Origin of the sequence: Nocardioides immobilis (genome assembly GCF_003515065.1) — a bacterium.
Lineage (GTDB): Bacteria > Actinomycetota > Actinomycetes > Propionibacteriales > Nocardioidaceae > Nocardioides > Nocardioides immobilis.
This window is the reverse complement of sequence record NZ_QXGH01000012.1, coordinates 169,008-188,925: the sequence shown is the minus strand read 5'-3', so window position 1 is coordinate 188,925 and position 19,918 is coordinate 169,008. Positions and strand designations below refer to the sequence as shown.

General features: G+C 71.3%; 21 protein-coding genes. 7 read left to right on the top strand and 14 right to left on the bottom strand.

All coding sequences use genetic code 11. The features are described from left to right. Positions 1-23: 23 nt before the first annotated feature. From D0Z08_RS08250 to D0Z08_RS08240, 3 genes are read right to left on the bottom strand one after another with little or no spacing between them, the layout of a single operon-like run. Positions 24-593, bottom strand: a complete 570-nt coding sequence (locus tag D0Z08_RS08250) for a sugar O-acetyltransferase (protein ID WP_220454104.1) — start codon at positions 591-593, stop codon at positions 24-26. Continuing rightward, positions 590-1,276, bottom strand: a complete 687-nt coding sequence (locus D0Z08_RS08245) for a response regulator (RefSeq protein WP_118924514.1) — start codon at positions 1,274-1,276, stop codon at positions 590-592. The genes D0Z08_RS08250 and D0Z08_RS08245 overlap by 4 nt, the downstream gene beginning before the upstream one ends. After that, positions 1,273-2,964 (bottom strand): sensor histidine kinase, encoded by a 1,692-nt coding sequence (locus D0Z08_RS08240; protein ID WP_220454103.1) that lies wholly within the window; start codon positions 2,962-2,964, stop codon positions 1,273-1,275. Before D0Z08_RS08240 ends, D0Z08_RS08245 begins: the two co-directional genes overlap by 4 nt. Before the next feature lie 114 nt (positions 2,965-3,078). On the opposite strand from D0Z08_RS08240, the gene D0Z08_RS08235 reads away from it, so the two are divergent. The 4 genes from D0Z08_RS08235 to D0Z08_RS08220 are packed head-to-tail and all read left to right on the top strand — an operon-like array spanning position 3,079 to position 6,516. Beyond that, positions 3,079-4,080 carry a Bug family tripartite tricarboxylate transporter substrate binding protein gene (locus tag D0Z08_RS08235; RefSeq protein ID WP_118924511.1) on the top strand — a complete coding sequence of 334 codons (1,002 nt, stop codon included), beginning with the start codon at positions 3,079-3,081 and terminating at the stop codon, positions 4,078-4,080. Further along, entirely contained in the window at positions 4,077-4,613 is a 537-nt protein-coding gene (locus D0Z08_RS08230) for a tripartite tricarboxylate transporter TctB family protein (RefSeq protein WP_118924509.1), read from the top strand. Before D0Z08_RS08235 ends, D0Z08_RS08230 begins: the two co-directional genes overlap by 4 nt. Then, positions 4,613-6,127, top strand: a complete 1,515-nt coding sequence (locus tag D0Z08_RS08225; RefSeq protein WP_118924507.1) for a tripartite tricarboxylate transporter permease — start codon at positions 4,613-4,615, stop codon at positions 6,125-6,127. Before D0Z08_RS08230 ends, D0Z08_RS08225 begins: the two co-directional genes overlap by 1 nt. Continuing rightward, positions 6,124-6,516, top strand: a complete 393-nt coding sequence (locus D0Z08_RS08220) for a universal stress protein (RefSeq protein ID WP_118924505.1) — start codon at positions 6,124-6,126, stop codon at positions 6,514-6,516. The genes D0Z08_RS08225 and D0Z08_RS08220 overlap by 4 nt, the downstream gene beginning before the upstream one ends. Positions 6,517-6,519: 3 nt before the next feature. On the opposite strand, the gene D0Z08_RS08215 is transcribed toward D0Z08_RS08220, so the two are convergent. The 3 genes from D0Z08_RS08215 to D0Z08_RS08205 all read right to left on the bottom strand — a co-directional run bounded on the left by D0Z08_RS08215 (position 6,520) and on the right by D0Z08_RS08205 (position 8,446). Further along, positions 6,520-7,134 (bottom strand): DUF2017 domain-containing protein, encoded by a 615-nt coding sequence (locus D0Z08_RS08215; RefSeq protein WP_245993767.1) that lies wholly within the window; start codon positions 7,132-7,134, stop codon positions 6,520-6,522. Continuing rightward, complete coding sequence (clpS, locus tag D0Z08_RS08210) at positions 7,131-7,439, bottom strand: ATP-dependent Clp protease adapter ClpS (RefSeq protein ID WP_118924503.1); 309 nt, start codon at positions 7,437-7,439, stop codon at positions 7,131-7,133. Before clpS ends, D0Z08_RS08215 begins: the two co-directional genes overlap by 4 nt. A gap of 137 nt (positions 7,440-7,576) precedes the next feature. Then, positions 7,577-8,446 (bottom strand): hypothetical protein, encoded by an 870-nt coding sequence (locus D0Z08_RS08205; protein ID WP_245993766.1) that lies wholly within the window; start codon positions 8,444-8,446, stop codon positions 7,577-7,579. 406 nt (positions 8,447-8,852) lie between these two features. Between D0Z08_RS08205 and D0Z08_RS08200 the strand changes: the two genes are divergently transcribed. Next, the gene (locus D0Z08_RS08200) at positions 8,853-9,359 is read left to right on the top strand and encodes an ArsR/SmtB family transcription factor (protein WP_118924499.1); all 507 of its coding nucleotides are present in this window, start codon (positions 8,853-8,855) and stop codon (positions 9,357-9,359) included. Beyond that, a complete protein-coding gene (locus tag D0Z08_RS08195) occupies positions 9,356-10,600 on the top strand; it encodes an MFS transporter (protein WP_118924497.1) in 1,245 nt (414 codons plus the stop codon). Before D0Z08_RS08200 ends, D0Z08_RS08195 begins: the two co-directional genes overlap by 4 nt. On the opposite strand, the gene D0Z08_RS08190 is transcribed toward D0Z08_RS08195, so the two are convergent. The 3 genes from D0Z08_RS08190 to D0Z08_RS08180 all read right to left on the bottom strand — a co-directional run bounded on the left by D0Z08_RS08190 (position 10,569) and on the right by D0Z08_RS08180 (position 13,166). Next, positions 10,569-11,105 (bottom strand): DUF1697 domain-containing protein, encoded by a 537-nt coding sequence (locus D0Z08_RS08190; RefSeq protein WP_118924496.1) that lies wholly within the window; start codon positions 11,103-11,105, stop codon positions 10,569-10,571. The two genes, D0Z08_RS08195 and D0Z08_RS08190, sit on opposite strands and share 32 nt — an antisense overlap. 13 nt (positions 11,106-11,118) lie before the next feature. Further along, positions 11,119-12,603 (bottom strand): S28 family serine protease, encoded by a 1,485-nt coding sequence (locus tag D0Z08_RS08185; protein WP_118924494.1) that lies wholly within the window; start codon positions 12,601-12,603, stop codon positions 11,119-11,121. Positions 12,604-12,701: 98 nt separating this feature from the next. Further along, entirely contained in the window at positions 12,702-13,166 is a 465-nt protein-coding gene (locus D0Z08_RS08180; RefSeq protein ID WP_118924492.1) for a PaaI family thioesterase, read from the bottom strand. Positions 13,167-13,231: 65 nt separating this feature from the next. Between D0Z08_RS08180 and D0Z08_RS08175 the strand changes: the two genes are divergently transcribed. After that, positions 13,232-13,750: a winged helix-turn-helix transcriptional regulator gene (locus tag D0Z08_RS08175; protein ID WP_245993764.1), complete on the top strand. Its 519-nt coding sequence runs from the start codon at positions 13,232-13,234 to the stop codon at positions 13,748-13,750. On the opposite strand, the gene D0Z08_RS08170 is transcribed toward D0Z08_RS08175, so the two are convergent. The 5 genes from D0Z08_RS08170 to D0Z08_RS08150 form a co-directional block, all read right to left on the bottom strand. After that, positions 13,723-15,837: an iron ABC transporter permease gene (locus tag D0Z08_RS08170; protein WP_118924488.1), complete on the bottom strand. Its 2,115-nt coding sequence runs from the start codon at positions 15,835-15,837 to the stop codon at positions 13,723-13,725. The genes D0Z08_RS08175 and D0Z08_RS08170 overlap by 28 nt on opposite strands. A gap of 26 nt (positions 15,838-15,863) precedes the next feature. Beyond that, positions 15,864-16,889 (bottom strand): ABC transporter substrate-binding protein, encoded by a 1,026-nt coding sequence (locus tag D0Z08_RS08165; protein WP_118924486.1) that lies wholly within the window; start codon positions 16,887-16,889, stop codon positions 15,864-15,866. A gap of 40 nt (positions 16,890-16,929) precedes the next feature. After that, positions 16,930-17,742 carry an ABC transporter ATP-binding protein gene (locus D0Z08_RS08160; RefSeq protein ID WP_118924727.1) on the bottom strand — a complete coding sequence of 271 codons (813 nt, stop codon included), beginning with the start codon at positions 17,740-17,742 and terminating at the stop codon, positions 16,930-16,932. Positions 17,743-17,840: 98 nt separating this feature from the next. Next, positions 17,841-19,601 carry a DEAD/DEAH box helicase gene (locus D0Z08_RS08155; RefSeq protein WP_118924725.1) on the bottom strand — a complete coding sequence of 587 codons (1,761 nt, stop codon included), beginning with the start codon at positions 19,599-19,601 and terminating at the stop codon, positions 17,841-17,843. 23 nt (positions 19,602-19,624) lie between these two features. Continuing rightward, positions 19,625-19,891: a DUF3039 domain-containing protein gene (locus D0Z08_RS08150; RefSeq protein WP_220454110.1), complete on the bottom strand. Its 267-nt coding sequence runs from the start codon at positions 19,889-19,891 to the stop codon at positions 19,625-19,627. Positions 19,892-19,918 lie beyond the last annotated feature (27 nt).

Genomic DNA, 19,918 nt, shown 5'->3' with positions numbered 1-19,918 from the left:
GCCCGCGACGTTAACGTGGACGGTCAACCGTGCAACGACCTCACGACGCGGGCCGGGTTGCCGAGCGCCAGCACACCCGCGGGGAGGTCCTTGGTGACGACCGCCCCGGCGCCGACGACGGTGTCCGCGCCGATGGTGACGCCGGCCAGCACGATCACACCGCCGCCGAGCCAGACGTTGTCGCCGATGGTGATGGGCAGGGCGGACTCCCACTTCGCCTTGCGTTGCTCGGGGTCGACCGGGTGGGTCGGCGTGAGCAGCTGGACGTAGGGCCCGATCTGGACATCGTCGCCGATCGTGATCGCCGCGACGTCGAGCGCGGTCAGCCCGAAGTTGGCGAAGCAACGCTCACCGATCGTGATGTGGGTTCCGTAGTCGACGTAGAACGGCGGCCGGATCTCGGTCTCCTCCCCGACCGAGCCGAGCAGCTCCTCGAGCAGCCGCCGGCGCTGGTCCGCGTCCCCGGGTGCGGCCGCGTTGTAGGCCGCCATCAGCTCCTGCGAGCGCGCCTGGTCACCGAGGAGCTCGGCGTCGGTGATGTACGGCTCGCCCGCGAGCATCCGCTGCTTCATGGTCCGCGCGTCGGTGGTCATCGTCCCCTTCCTACCCGATAGCGACGCTCGGGTCGCCCGGTCCCGCCGTACCGCAGCCGGACCTCGGCCGCTCCGGTGTCGACGAAGTGCTCGAGGTAGCGCCGCGCCGTCACCCGGGACAGCCCGACCGCGTCGGCGGCCTCCGACGCCGAGATCTCCTCGGCCGCCCGGGCGGCGGCGAGGACGAGCTCGGCGGTCTCGGGGCTGAGGCCCTTCGGCAGCACCGGTACGTCGACCGCGGCCCGTCCGGCGCCGAACGCCTGGTCGATCGCGGCCTGGTCGACGTGCTCCTCGGCGTCCCCCGCCGGGAGGCTGGCCAGCGCGGCGGCGACCTGGCGCAGCCGGTCGGCGAGGTCGTCGTACTCGAAGGGCTTGACGAGGTACTGCATCGCGCCGCCGTGCAGGGCGGCCCGGACCGCGGCCGCGCCACGCTCCGCGGTCACCATCACCACCGCGACCTCCCGGCCGGTGCTCCGGAGGCGCTCGAGCACCTCGAGCCCGGACAGGTCCGGGAGGTGGACGTCGAGCAACACCAGGTCGGGCGCGAGCGCGGCCGCCAGGTCGAGCGCCTCGGCGCCGGTCCGGGCGGTGCCGACGACCTCGAAGCCCTCGGTGCGCTCGACGAAGGCGGTGTGGATCCGCGCCACCATGAAGTCGTCGTCGACGACCAGCACCCGGATCATGACTCACCATCCTGGCTGACTGATCCGGTGATCGGCATCGTCACCAGGAACTCCGCGCCACCCGTGTCGGCCTCGTCGACAGTCACGGAGCCACCCCGCTGGGCGCAGATCAGCCGCACCAGGGGGAGGCCGATCCCCCGGCCGCCGAGCACGTCGGGCTTGGTCGAGAAGCCGCGCACGAAGATCGCTTCCCGCAGGTCCGCGGGCACCCCGGGCCCGTTGTCACGCACCCGCACCCGCACCGTGTCGTCGTCGGCCAGCACCCACAGCTCGACCAGCGGGTCCGGTCTGCCCGACGTCGCGTCGATCGCGTTGTCGACGAGGTTGCCGAGCACCGCCGTCAGGTCGGCCACCTCGTCCGGTGCGAGCGCGGGGAGCCGCGAGCCCGGGTCGAGCTCCAGGGTGACGCCGCGCTCGTCGGCCACCGCGTCCTTGGCGATGACGAGAGCCGCCACGGCCGGGTCGAGCAACCGCTTCGACACCCGCTCGCTCACGTCCGCGCGATGCCGGGTCAGCGTGCCGACCAGGGCGGCCACCTCGTCGTACTCCCCCAGCTGGACGAGGCCCGAGATCGTGTGCAGCCGGTTGTCGAACTCGTGGGTCTGCGCACGGAGGGTGTCGGTGATCGAGAGGTTCGAGCTGAGCTGGCTCTGCAGGGACACCAGCTCGGTGCGGTCGCGCAGCGTGGTCACGGTGCCGATGCCGCGCCCGCCGGTCGACGCACGGCCGCGGTTGAAGACAACGGCACGGGTGCCGACCAGTGCCAACGCATCCCGTACGTCGTCGCCCTCCCCCGTCAGCAGCGCGACCACGTGCGGATCAAGGCCGAGGTCCGCCACGGGGCGGCCGACCGGGTCGGGGATGTGGTCGAGCCCGAGCGTGGCGCGGGCAGCGTCGTTCATGGCGGTGACCCGGCCGTCGTTGCCGACGCCGACGACGCCCTCCCGGATCGCGTGCAGCAGCGCCTCGCGGTGGTCAGCGAGGTTTGCGAGCTCGGTGGTGCCGAGGCCGCGGGTCGAGCGGCGCACCATCCGGGAAACGACCCAGGTCCCGGCGAGCCCGAGCAGCGCACCCAGTCCCAGGAAAAGCGCCAGCTCCGGCGCCGCGTTCGCGACCTGGTCGCCGACGGACGGGTAGGTCTCCTCGGCCGCCACGATCCCCAGCAGGGAACCGTCGTCCTCGGAGATGATCGGCGCGTGGTGGGCCACGGCCCGCTCGCCGTCCGGCTCGACGTCGCCGGTCCAGCCACGTCCCTCGAGCCCGTCGCTGTCGCCGAGGTCGGCGCGGTCACCCACCCGGCTCGGGTCGGTCGCGGCCAGCACGCTGCCCTCCGGCGACACGATCATCACGTCGGTCGCGCTCGACGACAGAGCGACGCCACGGTCGGCGTACGGCGCGAGGCCGCGCGGCAGGCCGCTCGCCGGGTCCTCACCGTCGCGCACGCGCTCCAACGCGCCGCGGACCTCCGGCAGGGTCGCGACGTACTCGGCCACCGATCGCATCTGTGCGCCCTGGTCGTCGGCGAAGTCGGCGTTGGACTGCCGGATGCTCAGCACCCCGACGGCCGTGAGCAGGACGGCGATCACCACGAGCTGCAGCAGCAGCACCTTCGCGGCGAGCGTGAGCTCGCCACGGTGCCAGCCGATGCGATCCCGGAGGGTGTGCGTCAGTGCGACCACAACGTCCACAACCTCCTTTGCGTTCGCAAGAGTGACGGCCGCCACAGGTGGCAGACATGCTGGCACGGATCGAGCGTGACGCCTGTCACGACCACGAACACCTGAGTCTCCTGGAGGTTCTCCATGCATCCGAGTCGCCTGGCACGCGCCCGCCGCGTCCTGGTCGTGCTCGTCACCGCGCTGGCCCTCATCGGCGTCGCCACTGGCTGCGGGGTCACCCGCGGATCGGACGACCCGAACAACCGCCGGCTGCGGATGATGATCCCCAACAGCCCCGGCGGCGGCTACGACCTCACCGGTCGCGCCGCTGCGACGGCCCTGGAGGACAACGAGCTCACCGGTCGCTTCGAGATCACGAACGTCCTCGGCGCCAGCGGCACCGTGGCCATGCAGCGCCTCCTCAACGAGGAGGGCGCCGACGACCTGGTGATGGTGATGGGGCTCGGCGTCGTGGGTGCCGTCTACACGAACAAGTCGGAGGCGACGCCGCGGGAGATGACGCCGATCGCCCGCCTGGTCGAGGAGCAGGAGGGCATCCTGGTGCCCGCCGACTCGCCCTTCAAGACGGTCGACGACCTGGTCGAGGCCTGGAAGGCGGACCCCGGGTCGGTCTCGGTCGGCGGTGGCTCCAGCCCGGGCGGACCCGACCACCTGTTCCCCATGCAGCTCGCGGACGAGGTCGGGATCGACCCCACGGACGTCAACTACATCTCGTACGACGGCGGCGGTCCCCTGACGACCGCGCTGCTCGGCGAGAAGGTCGACGTCGGGATGTCGGGCCTCGGCGAGTTCGAGGGCCAGATCGCGGAGGGCACGCTCCGCGTGCTCGCGGTCTCGGGTGACGAGCGGCTCGACGGCGTCGATGCCCCGACCCTGACCGAGGAGGGTGTCGACCTGGTCTTCACCAACTGGCGCGGCGTGCTCGCGCCCCCGGGAATCACCGACGAGCAGCGCGAGTACCTCGTCGACCTGTTCACCGAGATGCACGAGACCGATGACTGGCAGGCCGCGCTCGAGAGCAACGGCTGGACCGACAACTTCGCCACCGGCGAGGAGTTCGAGGACTTCCTCGTCGAGCAGGACACCCGCGTGGCAGACACCCTCAAGGAGCTGGGACTGGCATGAGCACCACCACCGAACCCCACCCCGCATCGGGGCACGAGCCGGGCAGCCGCCCGGTCGTCGACAAGGCCCAGTACGGCCTCGCCGCCTTTCTGGTCCTGACCGGCGGCTACGTCCTGTACGACGCCGTCGGGCTCGAGGACGGCTTCGCCGACCAGCCCGTCCAGCCCTACGCCCTCCCGTACGTCGTCGGGGCCGTGCTGCTGCTCCTCGGCGTCCTGCTGGCGGTCGCCACCGCCCGGGGCGACCAGCCGGAGGCCGAGGAGGGCGAGGACATCGACCTCACCCAGGGCACGGACGTCCGCACCGTCGGCCTGCTGGCCGCGGTCCTGATCGCCAACATCCTGCTCATCGACTGGCTCGGCTGGGCGATCACGGGCGCGCTGCTCTTCGCGGGCTGCGCCGGCGTGCTCGGCAGCCGGTCCCACATCCGGGACCTGGCGGTCGGGACCGCGCTCTCGGTCGGCAGCTGGTACTTCTTCTACGTCGTCCTCGCGATCCCGATCCCCGCCGGCATCCTGGACGGAGTGCTCTGATGGACCTGCTGCTCAGCGGCTTCCAGGCCGCACTGACCCCCGAGAACCTGCTCTTCGCGACACTGGGCGTGCTGCTCGGCACCGCTGTCGGCGTACTGCCCGGCATCGGCCCCGCGATGACCCTCGCCCTGCTGCTCCCGGTCGCCCTCACCATGGGCCCGGACAGCGCGATCATCATGTTCGCCGGCATCTACTACGGCGGCATGTACGGCGGATCCACCACGTCGATCCTCCTCAACACTCCAGGTGAGTCCTCGTCGGTGGTCACGGCCATCGAGGGCAACAAGATGGCCAAGTCCGGCCGGGCCGCCCAAGCGCTCGCAACCGCCGCGATCGGCTCGTTCGTGGCCGGCACGATCGGCACCGTGCTGCTGTGGGTGCTCGTCCCCACGGTCGCCGACGTCGTCGTCAAGCTCGGCGCGCCGTCGTACTTCGCCATCATGCTGCTGGCGCTGTTCGCGGTCAGCGCCGTGCTCGGATCGTCGAAGCTGCGCGGCTTCATCGCCCTCTTCCTCGGCCTGGCGATCGGCCTGGTCGGCACCACCACGGGCCAGGCGCGCCTGACCTTCGACCAGCCGCTCCTGGCCGACGGCATCGACATCGTCGTCGTCGCCGTCGCGATCTTCGCGATCGGTGAGGCGCTCTGGGTTGCGGCGCACCTGCGCCGCAAGCCGCTGGACGTCATCCCGGTCGGACAGCCGTGGATGAGCAAGACGGACTGGGGTCGCTCCTGGAAGCCGTGGCTGCGCGGCACGGCGTTCGGCTTCCCGTTCGGCGCGCTGCCGGCCGGCGGTGCCGAGGTGCCGACCGTCCTCTCCTACATCACGGAGAAGAAGCTGAGCAAGCACCCCGAGGAGTTCGGCAAGGGTGCGATCGAGGGCGTCGCCGGACCGGAGGCCGCCAACAACGCGTCCGCCGCGGGCACCCTGCTGCCGCTGCTCACGCTGGGCCTGCCCACCACCGCGACGGCCGCGATCATCCTGGTCGCCATCACGAGCTTCGGCATCCAGCCCGGACCGCTGCTGCTGGAGAACGAGCCCGACCTGGTCTGGGCGCTGCTCGCCAGCCTCATCGTCGCGAACACGCTGCTGCTCGTGATCAACCTGCCGATGGCCCCGCTGTGGGCGAAGATCCTGCAGATCCCGCGGCCCTACCTCTACGCGGGCATCCTGTTCTTCGCCTCACTCGGCGCCTACACCGTCAACTTCCAGGCGTTCGACGTCGCACTGCTGCTGGTGTTCGGTGTGCTCGGCCTGGCGATGCGACGGTTCGGAGTGCCGGTGCTGCCCCTGATCGTGGGCGTGATCCTCGGCCCGAAGATCGAGGAGCAGCTCACCCAGGCACTCGCGCTCTCGCAAGGTGACGTCAGCACGCTGTGGGGCGAGCCGGTCGCGGTCGTGGTCTACGCCGTCATGGCCCTGCTCCTGGTGGCGATGGGCGTCCGGGGCATCCGGCGGCCCGATGCCGCCACCGAAGACACCACCGAGAACACCGAGGAGCTGGTCAACCGATGAGCGTCATCGCCGCCTACACCCCCGACAAGTACGGCCGGGCCGCGCTCGAGCACGCGGCGGCAGCCGCGCGCAGCGCGGGGACGAGGCTGGTCATCGTCAACGCCACCCGTGGCGACAGCTACGTCGACACGCACTTCGCGGCGGACGAGGAGGTCGTCGCCGTCCGCGACAAGCTGGCCGGCGAGGGGCTCGAGGTCGCCGTACGGCACGACGTCGTACCCGACGTCGCCGACGCGGTGCTCGCCGCCGCCGACGAGGAGCAGGGCACGTTGATCGTGGTCGGCGTCCGGCACCGCAGCCCGGTCGGGAAGCTCCTCCTCGGCAGCGTCACGCAGCGCGTCATCCTCGATGCGCTGTGCCCGGTGCTGGCGGTCAAGCCTCCGCGGTGATGGTCAGCCGGCGACGGCGTGGACCAGCGTCTCCTGCAGGTAGCCGAGCCACTCGTAGATGTGGTGGGCCTGCCCGCGGGGGTCGTCGTCGGGAAGGGAGTACCAGTACTCCTCGTCGCCCTCCTCGACCTCGAGCCGGGTGCCGAGCGCGAGCCGCAGGTCGGTGAGCGCCCGCATCCACACCTCCGCGGTCGCGGGGTCGAGGTCGACGTCGATGGTCAGCTCGTCGGCACCGGGCTCGGCCGGCAGACCGGCCTCCTCGAGGGTGTCGATGATCGTCCCCGCGGCCCGGGCCTTCCCGTCGCGGAGCGAGCCCTCCGTGTAGCGACGGAACTCCGCCGCCGCCTCGCCGTCCTCGCGGTAGGCGTTGGGGAAGAGCCGGGCGAGCACCGGGTCGTCGGGCTCCGTGGTCGGCCCGGAGAACTCGCCGCCGGAGAACATCGCCTCCAGCGGGTCCGCGCTCTCGCTCGGCACCGCGGCCTCGTTGCGCAGCAGCTCGACCAGCTGGGCTGCGAGCGAGCGCAGCAGGTCGGCCTCGAACCCGGACAGGGTCGCGATGATGCGCTTGCTCCGGCGGTGTCGGACGAATCCCGCCATGGTGTCGTCGGCCCCCGTCACTCGCTCTTCGAGAGCGTGGCCCACAGGCCGTACTCGTGCATCGCCTGGACGTCGCGCTCCATCTCCTCGCGGGACCCGCTGCTCACGGCCGACTTGCCGTCCTCGTGCACCTCGAGCATCAGCTTCTCCGCCTTCTTCTTCGAGTAGCCGAAGTACTTCTGGAACACGTAGCTGACGTAGGACATCAGGTTGACCGGGTCGTTCCAGACCACGGTCACCCACGGTGTGTCGGCAAGCGTGACCTCGTCCGGGGTCAGGTCCTTCTCGACTCCCGGATCCACCTCGACAGGGCTCGCGGTCGTCACCCGCCCATGGTGGCACAGCGCCCGTACGGCGCCGACCCGGCCCGTCTCTGGTCTCGCACGACGCCGAGTCGGCTCATCTCAGGTGCCGTAGGACGCCGAGTCGGCCGATCCTGAGATGCGACGACTCGGCGACAAGGTCAGGGCAAGCGGATCCCGAACCTGGAGCGCGCCTCGGCGACGCCCACGCGGAGAAGCCGTTCGGCATCCTGCTTGGGCCCGAAGAGGTTCTCCTTCTGGAACGGCGTGATAAGCCAGTCCGCGCGCTCTCGGCACAGCTTCCGACGCTTCCGGTCGTGGGCCCGCTGCTCGGGAGTGTGGTGCCACTCGACGCCGTCGTACTCGGCGCCCCAACGAAGCTCCTCGCAAGCGAGGTCCAGTCGGGCAAGGAACTCGCCACCCGCCCAGACCTCGAACTGAGGGATCGGCGCGAACACGAGCACCTCGATCCACCGGAGCCTCAGGACCGACTCCGGCGGCGACTCGGCTCGGCCATCGGCGATCGACACCATCACTCGAAGAACCCGGACCCACCGCATGCCACGGAATCGTTCAACTCCGGCGACCAGCTCCTCCTTGCTGAAGACATCGAGTCGGAGCATCTGGTCCAGACCCGCGAGCGATCGCTCGGTCCATCGGTTCCGGCCCAGGTCCCAAGCCGTGCGGAGCGGCGTCGTTATCCGGAGCCCGTTGATCTCGACGATGTCATCGCGGCGGAAGAAGCGCTCTCCGCTGTCGGCGAGGCCATTGCGGAGTCGCCCGCGACCTGCCGGCAGGAAGATGCGAATCGGGGCGAGGGCGAGGTGCTCGCCCGGCGCCAGCACCATCTCCGCGCCGTGCAACCACCCCGCATGCCGATCGCAGACGACGGCATCGGGCGGCACGACCAGGCGAAGGCAAGCGCAGCGAAGGTCCACCGAGTCGGGAACCTGCGCTGCGACGTACACGCCCTTGATCGGACGGACCAGGAAGCCGTTGGTCACCAGCCACTGCAGATCCTTGCTGTCCAACCCGGCTTCTCGCTGCGCAAGGCGATAGGTGAAGGGGCGATCAAGAGGGAGCGGAAAGTCGGCGGGCAAGAAGGGCTGGCCGATCAGGGATAAGCGATTCATCCTGGTCGGTTGCCCGGACGGATGCTTCCTCGACACCTGGCTCTTCTGGCCCTGTGGAAACGAGCCTGACGAAGGCGCAACACGCCGAGTCGGCGCATCTCAGAACGGACCGACTCGGCGCCGTATGGCACCGGAGACGAGCCGACTCGGCGCCGTACGGCACCCGAGATGAGCCGACTCGCGCACAAGAACCTCCCGCGGCTACGAGCACTGCCCAATAACCCTTTGACAGTACGGCGACCGGGGTGATCTACTACCGCCAGACGACTCCCCAACGAGCCTTTGGCAGTAGCAGGAGCACAGGATGACGGACGAGCGGATCACCTCGCTCAGGGCGACGGCGCACCCGCTGCGGCTGCGGATGCTGTCGCTGCTGACCGGCAGCGCGATGAGCGCGGCCGAGGTGGCGCGGGAGCTGGACATCAGCCACGCGAACGCGTCGTACCACCTCCGTCAGCTCCTCGACGCCGACCTGGTGGTGGTCGAGGGCGAGGAGCGGATCCGGGGCGGCGTGGCGAAGCGCTACCGCTACCCCGTCGACCGGCCCGAGCCGGACCCGAGCGACAACGACCTGAGCGCGCAGGTCGAGGCGATGTGCAGCGAGCTGCTGCGCCGCTTCCAGCTCCGCCAGCCGGGCAAGGGCAACTTCACCGACGCCGAGCTCTGGGTGACCCCGGAGATCTGGCAGCAGGCACTCGACCTGGTCACCCGGGGCTCGATGCTCATCCACGAGCAGGCGCAGCGCCCGCGGACCAAGGGCACGATCCCGGTCAACCTCACCGTGGCGGGGTTCCGGATGGAGAAGCCATGACCGGCTCCGCTCTCGCCCCGCTCCGGGACCGCCGGTTCCGCTGGTACTTCGGCTCCCGCGCGGTCGACATGGTCGGTGACTTCATGGGCGGGATCGCGCTCGCGTTCGCCGTACTGGAGGTCAGCGACTCCCCGAGTGCGCTCGGCGCGGTGCTCGCGGCCCACAGCATCCCGATGGTCGCTTTCCTGCTGATCGGCGGCGTGCTCGCCGACCGGTTCGGCCGGACCCTGATCATCCAGCTCAGCAACGTGACGGCCGGCGTCACCCAGCTCGCGATCGCCGCGCTCATCCTCAGCGGCCACGCCGAGATCTGGCAGCTCGTCGTCCTCACCGCCGTCAACGGCGTCGCGGCGGCCGCGAACCAGCCCGCCCTCGCCGGTCTGCTCCCCCAGCTCGCCCCCAAGGACTCGCTGCAGCAGGCCAACGTCCTCAACGGACTGCTCCGCAACATCGCGCTGGTCTTCGCCCCGGCGCTCGGCGGCGCCCTGGTCGTCACCGTCGGCGCCGGCTGGGCGATCGCGATCAACGGCGTCACCTACCTGGTCGCGGCCGCGCTCCTGGTCCCGATCAAGCTCCCGCCGCCGCCGGCCCGCGCCGACCGAACCGGTGTGCTGAAGGACCTGCGCATCGGCTGGGCGTTCTTCCGAGGCACGACCTGGCTCTGGGTGATCGTGCTCGCCTTCGGCGTGCTCAACGCGCTCTCGAGCGGCGGCAACGGCACCCTGGGCCCGGCGTACGCGAAAGCCAGCGCCATCGGCGTCGGTGGCTGGGCCCTGATCGTCTCTGCCGGCGCTTGCGGACTGGTGCTGACCTCCCTGGTCCTGCTGCACGTGCCGCTGCGCCGTCCGCTCCTGTGGGGCATGCTCGGCTGCTCCCTGCACGGCGCGCCGATGATCGCGCTCGGCACCACCGACCAGCTGTGGATCGTCGTGGTCGCGGCCTTCGCCGGCGGCGCCGGGATCGAGATCTTCGGGCTCGGCTGGGACCTCGCCATGCAGGAGCACGTGCCGGCGGACATGCTGTCGCGGGTCTACTCCTACGACATGCTCGGCTCGTTCATCGCGATCCCGGCCGGTCAGCTCGCGTTCGGCCCGCTCGGCGCGGCCTTCGGCCTGCAGCACATGATCCTCGCCGCGGGCGTCGCCTACTTCGTGATCGCGCTGGCGACCCTGGCATCGCGGTCGGTGCGGACGATGGAGCGTGCCGACGCTACGAGCACCACTTCTGCGCCAGTGTCCTGACGACGTTGAGGTTGCGGTTGGTCGCGACCACCCCGAGCGCCTTCTCCACGCCCCACGGGTCGACGCTGCCGGCTTGGTAGCCCTCCCCCAGCAGGATGTGGGCCGCCCGCCCGCGCACCACGACCTGATCCGCCGCACCGTCGCGCGCGAGCAGCGCCTCGACCCGCTCCGGATCGGGCTCGTCCTTGAGCAGGTAGAGGTAGTGCCGCTCCAGGTCGGGCCGGGTCAGCTCTTGAGCGTCCGCAGCGACCGCGGCCAGGTCGGCCGGCTTGAACACGATCGTGGGTACGGCGAACCCGGTCTGCGCGAGGTAGGCCTCCTCGAGCGCGGCCTCGACCCGCGCCCGCGAACGCAGCGGCGTCGTCAGCAGCACGTTGCCAGTGTTGATGTAGGTCGCGACGTCGGTGGCGCCCGCCGCCTCTGTCGCGGTGACGATGTCGGCCTTGGGGAACTTGCGGTTGGGGCCGAGGTTGATCGCCCTCAGGAAAGCCACGTACGTCGGCATGGCGGCCAGTGTGTCAGCCGGAACGCCGGCCGCTGCGCACGTACTCCAGGTAGCGCCCGTCGAGCTCCGGGATCCACCGCGCGTCGTCGTACGACGACGTGGTCCGGCCGCGGACCGACCGGACCCCCGCCCACCCGCGGATCACCCGCAAGGTGCGGACCCGCGCCCGCCGCGGCAGGTCGGCGATGACGGCACCGTGCGTGCCGCGCGGTACGACGACCCGCCGGCACTCACGCTCCGCGGCATCGGCGCCGCACCGGAACGGCTCGGCCGCCCACGGGTCGAACTGCCCGTCGACGAAGAGCATCCGGCGTGCAGAGGTCCGCACCCACGCGTCGATGTCGGCCATGGCGCTCGGGTCGTTCGGCACCGGCTTCATCGCCTTCGGCAAGATGTTCGCGGGGGTGTCGGTGCCGGGATGCTTCAACAGGTCGCGGAGCCGTCCCTCGAACGGCTGTGGCCCGCCGATCTGGGCGGCGGCCTGGTAGTGGTACGGCAGCGAGTAGAAGCGCCGCTGGTCGGACAGGTTGCTCCAGGGGTTCACGCTGTCGATGTAGCGCCAGACCTGGGCGTTCGAGATCCGCCGCGCGACCGGCACCGTCCGGCACGCCGCGGCGCCCCAGTACTGCCAGAACCCGAAGTAGAAGTCGATCACCGAGGCTTCGAGCCCGACATCAACCCCGCCGATGTAGCTCCAGCTCAGCACGTGCTCCGAGGAGTGGGCCGAAAGCCGGTCGCGGAACCAGCCGCGCCTCTGCAGCACCCGCCGCTGGAGGGCGACCAGCCGATCACGACAGTCGGCGAGGCGCGGTCCGCCGACCCGGGCCAGGAAGGCGGGATAGGCGTCCCGGTCGTCCACGGCGTCGTTGGGCGCGACGTAGGCGATCGTCGCCGCGACGTCGCCCGGGTAGAAGCGGCGGTGGTACGTCGCCGCCATCCCGCCCTTGGAGTCGCCGGTGCTCAGCCACCGGCCCTCGTAGAGGTGCTTGAACGCCGTGATCACCCGGTGGTGGTCGTCGGCGACCTGCCGGATCGTCAGCTGGGTCTCCCAGTCCGGCTGCTCCGGCAACGACGGGGCGAAGAACCGGTGCTCGATGTCGAGCTGGTTGCCGTCGACGATGTGGGTGACCTCGGACCGGTAGGGCGCGTCCCAGAGCCGGTAGCCGGACGTCTCGACGACCATCGGCCGCGCGAACCCGCGGTGCAGGAGGTTGACCCTCAGCTCGAACGTCGGGCCGTCCGGCTGCGCATGGTCGACCGGCACCGCGACCGTGATCCGGAAGAACCGGGTCCCCCGCGGTGCGCGCAGCTCGGTGGCACGCGTGACGATGCCCATCCGGCGGATCCGCTCGAGCAGGGGCGAGGCCTCCGCGGCGATCGCGCTGCCCGTAGTGGTCGAGGTCGTCGCGACCTCCGCCGGAGCCGGCGGAGCGACGAGGAGCGAGAGGCCGAGAACACTGGCCGTGGCACAGACGAGCGCGCGCACCCTGCCGGCCATTCATCCCCCATGTTGATCACTGGACATAGGTCTCAGGACTCAACGGAGAACGGCGAGTTGCGTCACGCACCGGTCGCCTCGGACGCGGGAATCCCGTGTCAGCTGAGGATCATGCAGGAGGACGTGGCGTAGGCGACCAGCCGGTCGCGGCCGTCATACAGCTTCGCCTCGGCGAGGGCGGTGCGCCGGCCCCGCTGGATGACCGTCCCGACCGCGCGCAACCGCCCGGAGTCGACGGTGACGGGCTTCAAGAACTTCACCGTCAGGTCCAGCGACGTGTACGTCTCGCCGACGGCCATGATCGAGTGGACAGCGCAGCCGCACGCAGAGTCGAGGAGCGTGGCGAAGACGCCCCCGTGGACACTGCCGATCGGGTTGTAGTGGCGCAGCTCGGGGTCGAGCTCGAAGACCGCGGTCCCCCGCTCGGGCACCTCGAACCCGACGAATCCCAGCGTCTCCGCGATCGGGGCCGGAGGCAGGAGACCGTGACGCATGGCTTGGAGCTGCTCGAACCCGTCGAGGACCGTCGGGTCCACCTGGGTCTGGATCGCGGACTCAGTCATGGAACCATGACACCAGTCGGACGCTGGGTCTGTCAATGAGACTTAGATCGCTCTATGCTGAGAGCGTGCCGTCACAGCAGCCCCGTCCGCCCGCCCTCGACTGGTCGGTCGACAACTGCACCCTCGGCAGGACGATGGAGATCCTCGGAGAGCGATGGACGGTCGTGGTGCTCCGCGAGGTCTTCTTCGGCGTCCGCCGCTTCGACGACATCCGACGGCACGCCGGCATCCCGCGCCAGGTGCTGACCAACCGGCTGGCGACACTGGTCAACCAGGGACTGCTGCACAAGGTCCCCTACCGCGAGGAGGGGACGCGCACGCGTCACGAGTACCGGCTCACCGACCGGGGCCTCGAGCTGCAGCCGATCCTGCTCGCGATCACCCAGTGGGGCGACCGGCACCTCGCCGACCCGCAGGGCCCGTCCACGGTGTTCGTGCACCGCGACTGCGAGGAGCCGTTGCAGCTCCAGGTCTGCTGCGCAGGTGGTCACCGGGTGGCGAGCCCGCGCGAGGTCGCAACCCGGCCGGGCCCCGGTGCGCGGCCGTTCGTCGAGAGTCAGGCGCGGGAGCGGGCCAGCAGGTAGACGAAGTACGGCGCCCCGATCAGCGCCACGACCAGGCCGGCCGGCACCTGCGCGGGTGCGATCACCGTGCGGCCGATCAGGTCGGCGGCACCGAGCAGCACGGCCCCGAGGAGCACGGCGACCGGCACCGAGCGCGCGTGCCGGCCACCGACGAGCGCCCGTGCCATGTGCGGCGCCACCAGGCCGACGAACCCGACGACCCCGACGGCGGCGACGCTGGTCGCCGCCAGCAGCGCGCCTACGAGCAGGACGAGCAGCCGCACCCGCTCGAGCCCGACGCCGACCAGGCGCGGGGTGTCCTCGTCGAGCGCGAGGAGGTCGAGCTCGCGCCGTACCAGCCAGGCGAGCGGCAGGGCGAGGACCAGCACGATCGCGACCGGCACCACCGAGTCGAAGGTGCGCCCGTACGTCGTACCGGACAGCCAGGTGTAGATCCGCGGCGTGTCCCACGGGTTGGAGCGGACGAGCAGGTACGTCGTCAGCGAGGCGGCGCCGTACCAGGTGCCGATGCCGATGAGGAGCAGCCGGTCGGCGTCCAGGCCGTGGCGCCAGGCCAGGCCGTAGACGAGGCCGAACGAGACCAGCGCTCCGACGATCGCGCCGAGCAGGACCGCGTTGCCAGACGGCGCCGCGGTCACGCTGCCGGTCACGACGAACACCGCGCCGACGCCGGCCCCGCCGGTGATCCCGAGGATGCCGGGCTCGGCGAGGGGGTTGCGACAGGTCGCCTGCACGAGCGACCCGGACAGCGCGAGGGCGGCGCCGCCGAGGACCGCCGCGGCGACCCGCGGCGCGCGCTCGTCGAGGGCGAACCGGACCAGCGGCGAGCCCTCGTCGCTCAGCCAGAGTCCGATGTCGCCGGTCCGGAGCCACGTGTCGCCACCGAGCAGCCCGAGCAGGGTGACGCCGGCTGCGGCCACGACGACGATGGCGAGGACGACGACGAAGCGCAGCCGGCTGCGGACGCCGATCCGGGCTGCGGGCGGCTCCTTGGCCGGACCGGAGTCACGGCTCCGCCGGGCCAGCACGATCATCACCAGCGCACCGGCGATCGTCGTGGTGATGCCCGTGGGAATCGAGATCGCCTCGTCCGCGCCGAGGAACGCGCGCAGCAGAGCGTCGGCCAGTACGACGACGAACGCGCCCATCAGGCCCGCCGCGGGGATCAGGACCGCGTGCCGGTTCAGCGCCGGCACCACTCCCCCGACCAGCCGCACGACGACTGGGGCGAACAGGCCGACGAACCCGATCGGGCCGGCGAGGGTGACGCTCGCGGCCGTCAGGAGTACGGCGAGGACGGTGCCCACCGCACGCGTCGTACGGACGGGCACGCCGAGCACCGCGGCGGTGTCGTCACCCATTCCGAGCAGATCGAGCCGCCGCGCCATCAGGAGCGCGCCGCCGGTCGCAACGACCACGACCGGCGCCGCCTGCTGGAAGGCGTCGAGCCCGAGCTGGCTCAGCGAGCCGCTGCCCCACGCGAAGAGGCTGGTGGTCTCCTCGGCGAAGAGGATGAGAAGGGTCGAGGTCGCCGCCTGCAGGGCGAGGGCGACCGCGGACCCGGCGAGGACCAGCCGGGTGGTCGACGTACCGGCGCCGCCGGCGAGGCCGAGGACCAGCGCGGCTGCGGTGATGCCGCCGACGAAGGCGGTCAGGCCGGACGCCCACAGCGGCACCGCGAGCCCGAACGCCGCAACGGCCGTGACGGCCAGGTAGGCGCCGCCGGTGACCGCGAGCGTGTCGGGCGACGCCAGCGCGTTGCGCGCCAGGGACTGGAAGAGAGCTCCCGCGACGCCGAGCGCGAACCCGACCGCGATGCCCGCCGCGAGCCGCGGGACGCGCGACCCGAGCAGGATGTCGCCCGTCCGAGAGGTGTCGTCCCCGATCGCCCACCGGAGCAGGTCGCCGGCACCGACGGCCGACGTGCCCTGGGTCAGGTGCCAGCCGGAGACGAGGACGAGGGAGGTGGCGAGCAGCACCAGGGCACTGGTCCCGGTGAGGACGCCGACGCGCCCCAGCCCTGGCTGCTCAGCCGCGGGAGTCCCGGCTCCTGGCCGGGTCTCCCGCAGCTGCTGCTCGACCGCCATCCCTCGTCCCCGCTCCTGCTCGTGGACTAGCTGGTCAGCAGGTCGACGTAGGCGTCGAGCACCTGCTCGGCCGAACGCGGGCCGCCGAAGGTCCAGATGCCCTCGGGGAAGGCGTACGAGCGGCCCTCCTCGACAGCCGGGATCTGCTTCCAGACCCGGTTCTTGGCCAGCTCGGCGTTGACGTCACCCGCAGGGTCGGTCGTGCCGGTGTAGAAGAAGTTCGCGTCGCCGACCTCGCTCATGCCCTCGATGTCGGTCTGGCCGAGGCCGTACGCCGGGTCGACCTCGCCCTTCCAGGCGTTGGTCAGGCCGAGCTCCTCGCCCAGCTCACCCATCAGCGACCCCTGGCCGAACGGCCGGATCGCGACGTTGCCGCCCTGGATCCACCCGTCGAAGTAGACGAACGAGTCCGATGCGACGTCGGCGTCCGCGACGGTCTGCTTGGCCTCCTCGAGCGACGTGTTGAACTCGTCGACCACGACGTCGGCGCGCTCCTCGCGACCGGTCGCGGTCGCGATCAGGTCGAAGGTGTCGAGCATGTTCTGGATGGGGTCGGCAGCGTCGGCGCCCTTGGTGGCGAGCACCGGGACGTCGTACTCCTCGAGCTGCTTGATGATCTCGTCGTCGGCGGTGTAGGCCTCGACCACCACCAGGTCGGGGTCCGTGGCGAAGAGGGTCTCCAGGTTCGGCTCACCGCGGGTACCGACGTCGGTGACGCCCTCGGGCAGCTCCTCGGCGGTGTTCCACGTCGCGTAGCCCTCGGCGTCCGCGACGGCGACCGGCGTGAGGCACAGGCTCAGCACGTCCTCGACCTGCTGCCACTCCAGGACGGCGACCCGCTCGGCGGGCTGGTCGAGCTCGACCTTCCGGCCGTAGGAGTCGGTGAGGCTCACCGGGCCCTCGGCGGTCGCGGTCTGGTCGTCCGCGCAGTCCGCCGAGTCGTTCGCCTTCGGTGCCGGCTGGTCGTCCCCGCCGGACTCGGTGGTGCCGCAGGCGACCAGCAGCAGAGCGAGCGGTGCCGTCATGGCAGCCGCGATCGATCGTGTCTTCATCGGTTCCTCACTGTTGTGGTGCGGGCGCCGTGACCGTTTGTCAGCGACGCCGCTCGTGATGCCTGCCCTGCGCCTCCACCCGTACGGCGCCCGTCTCGGGGTCGACCAGCACGCGGATCGGAAGTCCGTAGACCTCCGACAGGTGATCGGGCGTCAGTACGTCGACGGGTGCGCCGACGGCTCGGACGCGGCCCTGGTGCAGCAGCACGACCCGGTCCGCCACGGTGGCGGCGTGGTTCAGGTCGTGGAGAACGACGCCGAGCGCCGTCCCGTGGTGGTCCGCGAGGTCGCGGACCAGATCAAGGGTCTCGACCTGGTAGCGCAGGTCGAGGTGGTTGGTCGGCTCGTCGAGCAGGAGCACCCCGGTGTCCTGGGCGAGGCAGGAGGCCAGCCAGACCCGCTGCAGCTCACCGCCCGAGAGCTGGTCGACCGATCGTTCGGCCATCGTCGCCACGCCGGTGACGCTCATCGCGTGGTCGATCGCCGCGCGGTCGGCGTCGGACAGGCCGGCGAACCGGCTCCGGTGCGGGTGCCGGCCGAACGCGACGACGTCGCGCACCGACACACCGGACGGGTGCGGACGCGACTGCGAGAGCAGGGTGACCCGGCGCGCGAACTCCTTGGCGTTGAGCGGCGCCGCGTCGTCGGCACCGACCGTGACCCGACCGGAGGCGACCGGCTGGAGCCGGGCGAGCGACCGCAGCACGGTCGACTTGCCGCTGCCGTTGGGGCCGATGAGCGCGGTCACGGCACCGGCCTGGAGCCGCACCGAGACGCCGTGCACGACGGTCGTCCGCTGGTAGCCGAGGACGAGGTCGTGCCCGGCCAGGGCGCCAGCGTCCATCACAGCCATGTTCACAGCGAGTGAGCCTAACCTAAGTTAGGCAAGGCTTCCCTGTGGGGTGGGTCACTTCGTTGGTCGAGGAAGTCGCGCAGCGACTGTCTCGAGACCTACGACGACTTGCGGACCGCCCACTCCCGGATCCGGTCGATCCGCGCCCGCAGCTGCTCGGCGTTGGCGATCGCCGCGGCCGGACCGCCGCACTCCTTGCGGAGCGCGGCATGGGTGATCGCGTGCGGCTGGCCGGTCCGGTGGTTCCACGCCGAGACCAGGCCGTTGAGCTCACGCCGCATGACGGCCAGCTGCTCATGGGTCGCGACCTGCTCGACCGTGTCGGGCGCGGCAGCCGCAGCGGGCTTGCGGGGCTTCGACCGGCTGGCCTGGCGCTGCTGCAGGAGCTCCTTCATCTGGGACGGCTCGAGCAGGCCGGGGATGCCGAGGAAGTCCATCTCCTCGTCCGACCCGACGTGCACCTCGCCCTCGTGCCCGAACGCGGCGCCGTCGTACAAGGCGTGGTCGAAGCGGGCCTGGGAACCGAGCGCCTCGAACGGCACCGACTGCTCGTCCGCAGACGCCGCCTCCCCCGCCTGGGCGCGGGCCAGCAGGTCGTCCTCCGCAGCGAAGATGTCGCCCTCGTCGGTGATCTTCCGGCCGAGCACGTGGTCGCGCTCGACCTCGAGCTCCGCCGCGAACCCGAGCAGCCTGGGCACCGACGGCAGGAAGACCGACGCGATCTCGCCACGGGTGCGGGCGCGCACGAAGCGGCCGACAGCCTGGGCGAAGAAGAGCGGCGTGGCGGTGGTCGTCGCGTAGACGCCGACGGCGAGCCGGGGCACGTCGACACCCTCCGACACCATCCGTACGGCGACCAGCCAGCGGCTGTCGTTCGCGCTGAACTCCGAGATCCGCCTGGACGCGGCCTTCTCGTCCGAGAGCACGATCGTCGCGGACTCCCCCGAGATCGCCTTGAGCAGCTTCGCGTAGGCGCGGGCCGAGTCCTGGTCGGTCGCGATGACCAGACCCCCGGCATCCGGCACGTGGCGTCGTACCTCTGACAACCGCTTGTCGGCGGCCTGGAGCACGGACGGCATCCACGAGCCCTCGGGATCGAGCGCGGTGCGCAGCGCCTGCGCCGTCAGGTCCTTCGTCAGCGGTTCGCCGAGGCTCGCCGCGACCTCGTCGCCCGCGCGGGTGCGCCACTGCATCTCGCCGGAGTAGGCGAGGAAGAGCACCGGCCGCACCACGTGGTCGGCGAGCGCCTGCGCGTAGCCGTAGGTGTAGTCCGCGACGGACCGGGGGACGCCGTCCGGCCCGGGCGCGTAGGTGACGAACGGGATCGGGTTGACGTCGGAGCGGAACGGCGTGCCGGTCAGCGCCAGCCGTCGCGCCGCCGGCTCGAACGCCTCGCGCACCCCCTCGCCCCAGCTGAGCGCGTCACCGGCGTGGTGGATCTCGTCGAGGATGACGAGGGTCTTGAAGCGCTCGGTGCGGATCCGCAGCGCGAGCGGGTTGACCCCGACGCCGGCGTACGTCACGGCGACGCCGACGTAGTCGCTGCTGATCTTGCCCTTGCCTGCGGAGTACGTCGGATCGATCGGCAGTCCGGCCTTGGCGGCCGCCTCGGCCCACTGCATCTTCAGGTGCTCGGTCGGCGCGACGATGATCAGCCGGTCGACCATGCGGCGACCCAGCAGCTCCGCGGCCACCGAGAGGGCGAAGGTCGTCTTGCCGGCCCCGGGCGTCGCGACCGCGAGGTAGTCACGCGGCGTGCGGTCGAGGTAGTCGCGCATGGCTGCTGCCTGCCACGCGCGGAGCGAGGGCGCCGTACCCCAGGCCGCCCGCTCCGGCCAGGCCGGACCGAGGGACGTCAGAGGGGCGGCGGATTCGCCGCCCGTCACTCGCCGGAGCCCGAGCCCGGGTCGGACGGGCCGTCGGAGAGACCCTCGAAGATCTCCTTGCACTCCGGGCAGACCGGGAACTTCTCCGGCGCGCGGCTCGGCACCCAGACCTTGCCGCAGAGTGCCACCACCGGCGTCCCCATCACGGTCGCCTCGGTGAGCTTGTGCTTGTCGACGTAGTGCGAGAAGCGCTCGTGGTCACCCTCGTCGGTCGGGACGGTACGGCGGTCCTCACGGACGTCCGTTTCTGTCGAGAAGCCGATCGTGGTCACGAGTCCCACTCTAGTTCA

Excerpts from the sequence above, each read along its gene's own strand:
- D0Z08_RS08180 (WP_118924492.1), bottom strand. The coding sequence starts at position 13,166 with ATGACTGAGTCCGCGATCCAGACCCAGGTGGACCCGACGGTCCTCGAC.
- D0Z08_RS08170 (WP_118924488.1), bottom strand. The coding sequence starts at position 15,837 with ATGGCGGTCGAGCAGCAGCTGCGGGAGACCCGGCCAGGAGCCGGGACT.
- D0Z08_RS08195 (WP_118924497.1), top strand. The coding sequence starts at position 9,356 with ATGACCGGCTCCGCTCTCGCCCCGCTCCGGGACCGCCGGTTCCGCTGG.
- D0Z08_RS08250 (WP_220454104.1), bottom strand. The coding sequence starts at position 593 with ATGACCACCGACGCGCGGACCATGAAGCAGCGGATGCTCGCGGGCGAG.
- D0Z08_RS08245 (WP_118924514.1), bottom strand. The coding sequence starts at position 1,276 with ATGATCCGGGTGCTGGTCGTCGACGACGACTTCATGGTGGCGCGGATC.
- D0Z08_RS08235 (WP_118924511.1), top strand. The coding sequence starts at position 3,079 with ATGCATCCGAGTCGCCTGGCACGCGCCCGCCGCGTCCTGGTCGTGCTC.
- D0Z08_RS08230 (WP_118924509.1), top strand. The coding sequence starts at position 4,077 with ATGAGCACCACCACCGAACCCCACCCCGCATCGGGGCACGAGCCGGGC.
- D0Z08_RS08200 (WP_118924499.1), top strand. The coding sequence starts at position 8,853 with ATGACGGACGAGCGGATCACCTCGCTCAGGGCGACGGCGCACCCGCTG.
- D0Z08_RS08190 (WP_118924496.1), bottom strand. The coding sequence starts at position 11,105 with ATGCCGACGTACGTGGCTTTCCTGAGGGCGATCAACCTCGGCCCCAAC.
- D0Z08_RS08165 (WP_118924486.1), bottom strand. The coding sequence starts at position 16,889 with ATGAAGACACGATCGATCGCGGCTGCCATGACGGCACCGCTCGCTCTG.
- D0Z08_RS08185 (WP_118924494.1), bottom strand. The coding sequence starts at position 12,603 with ATGGCCGGCAGGGTGCGCGCGCTCGTCTGTGCCACGGCCAGTGTTCTC.
- D0Z08_RS08220 (WP_118924505.1), top strand. The coding sequence starts at position 6,124 with ATGAGCGTCATCGCCGCCTACACCCCCGACAAGTACGGCCGGGCCGCG.
- D0Z08_RS08225 (WP_118924507.1), top strand. The coding sequence starts at position 4,613 with ATGGACCTGCTGCTCAGCGGCTTCCAGGCCGCACTGACCCCCGAGAAC.
- D0Z08_RS08160 (WP_118924727.1), bottom strand. The coding sequence starts at position 17,742 with ATGGCTGTGATGGACGCTGGCGCCCTGGCCGGGCACGACCTCGTCCTC.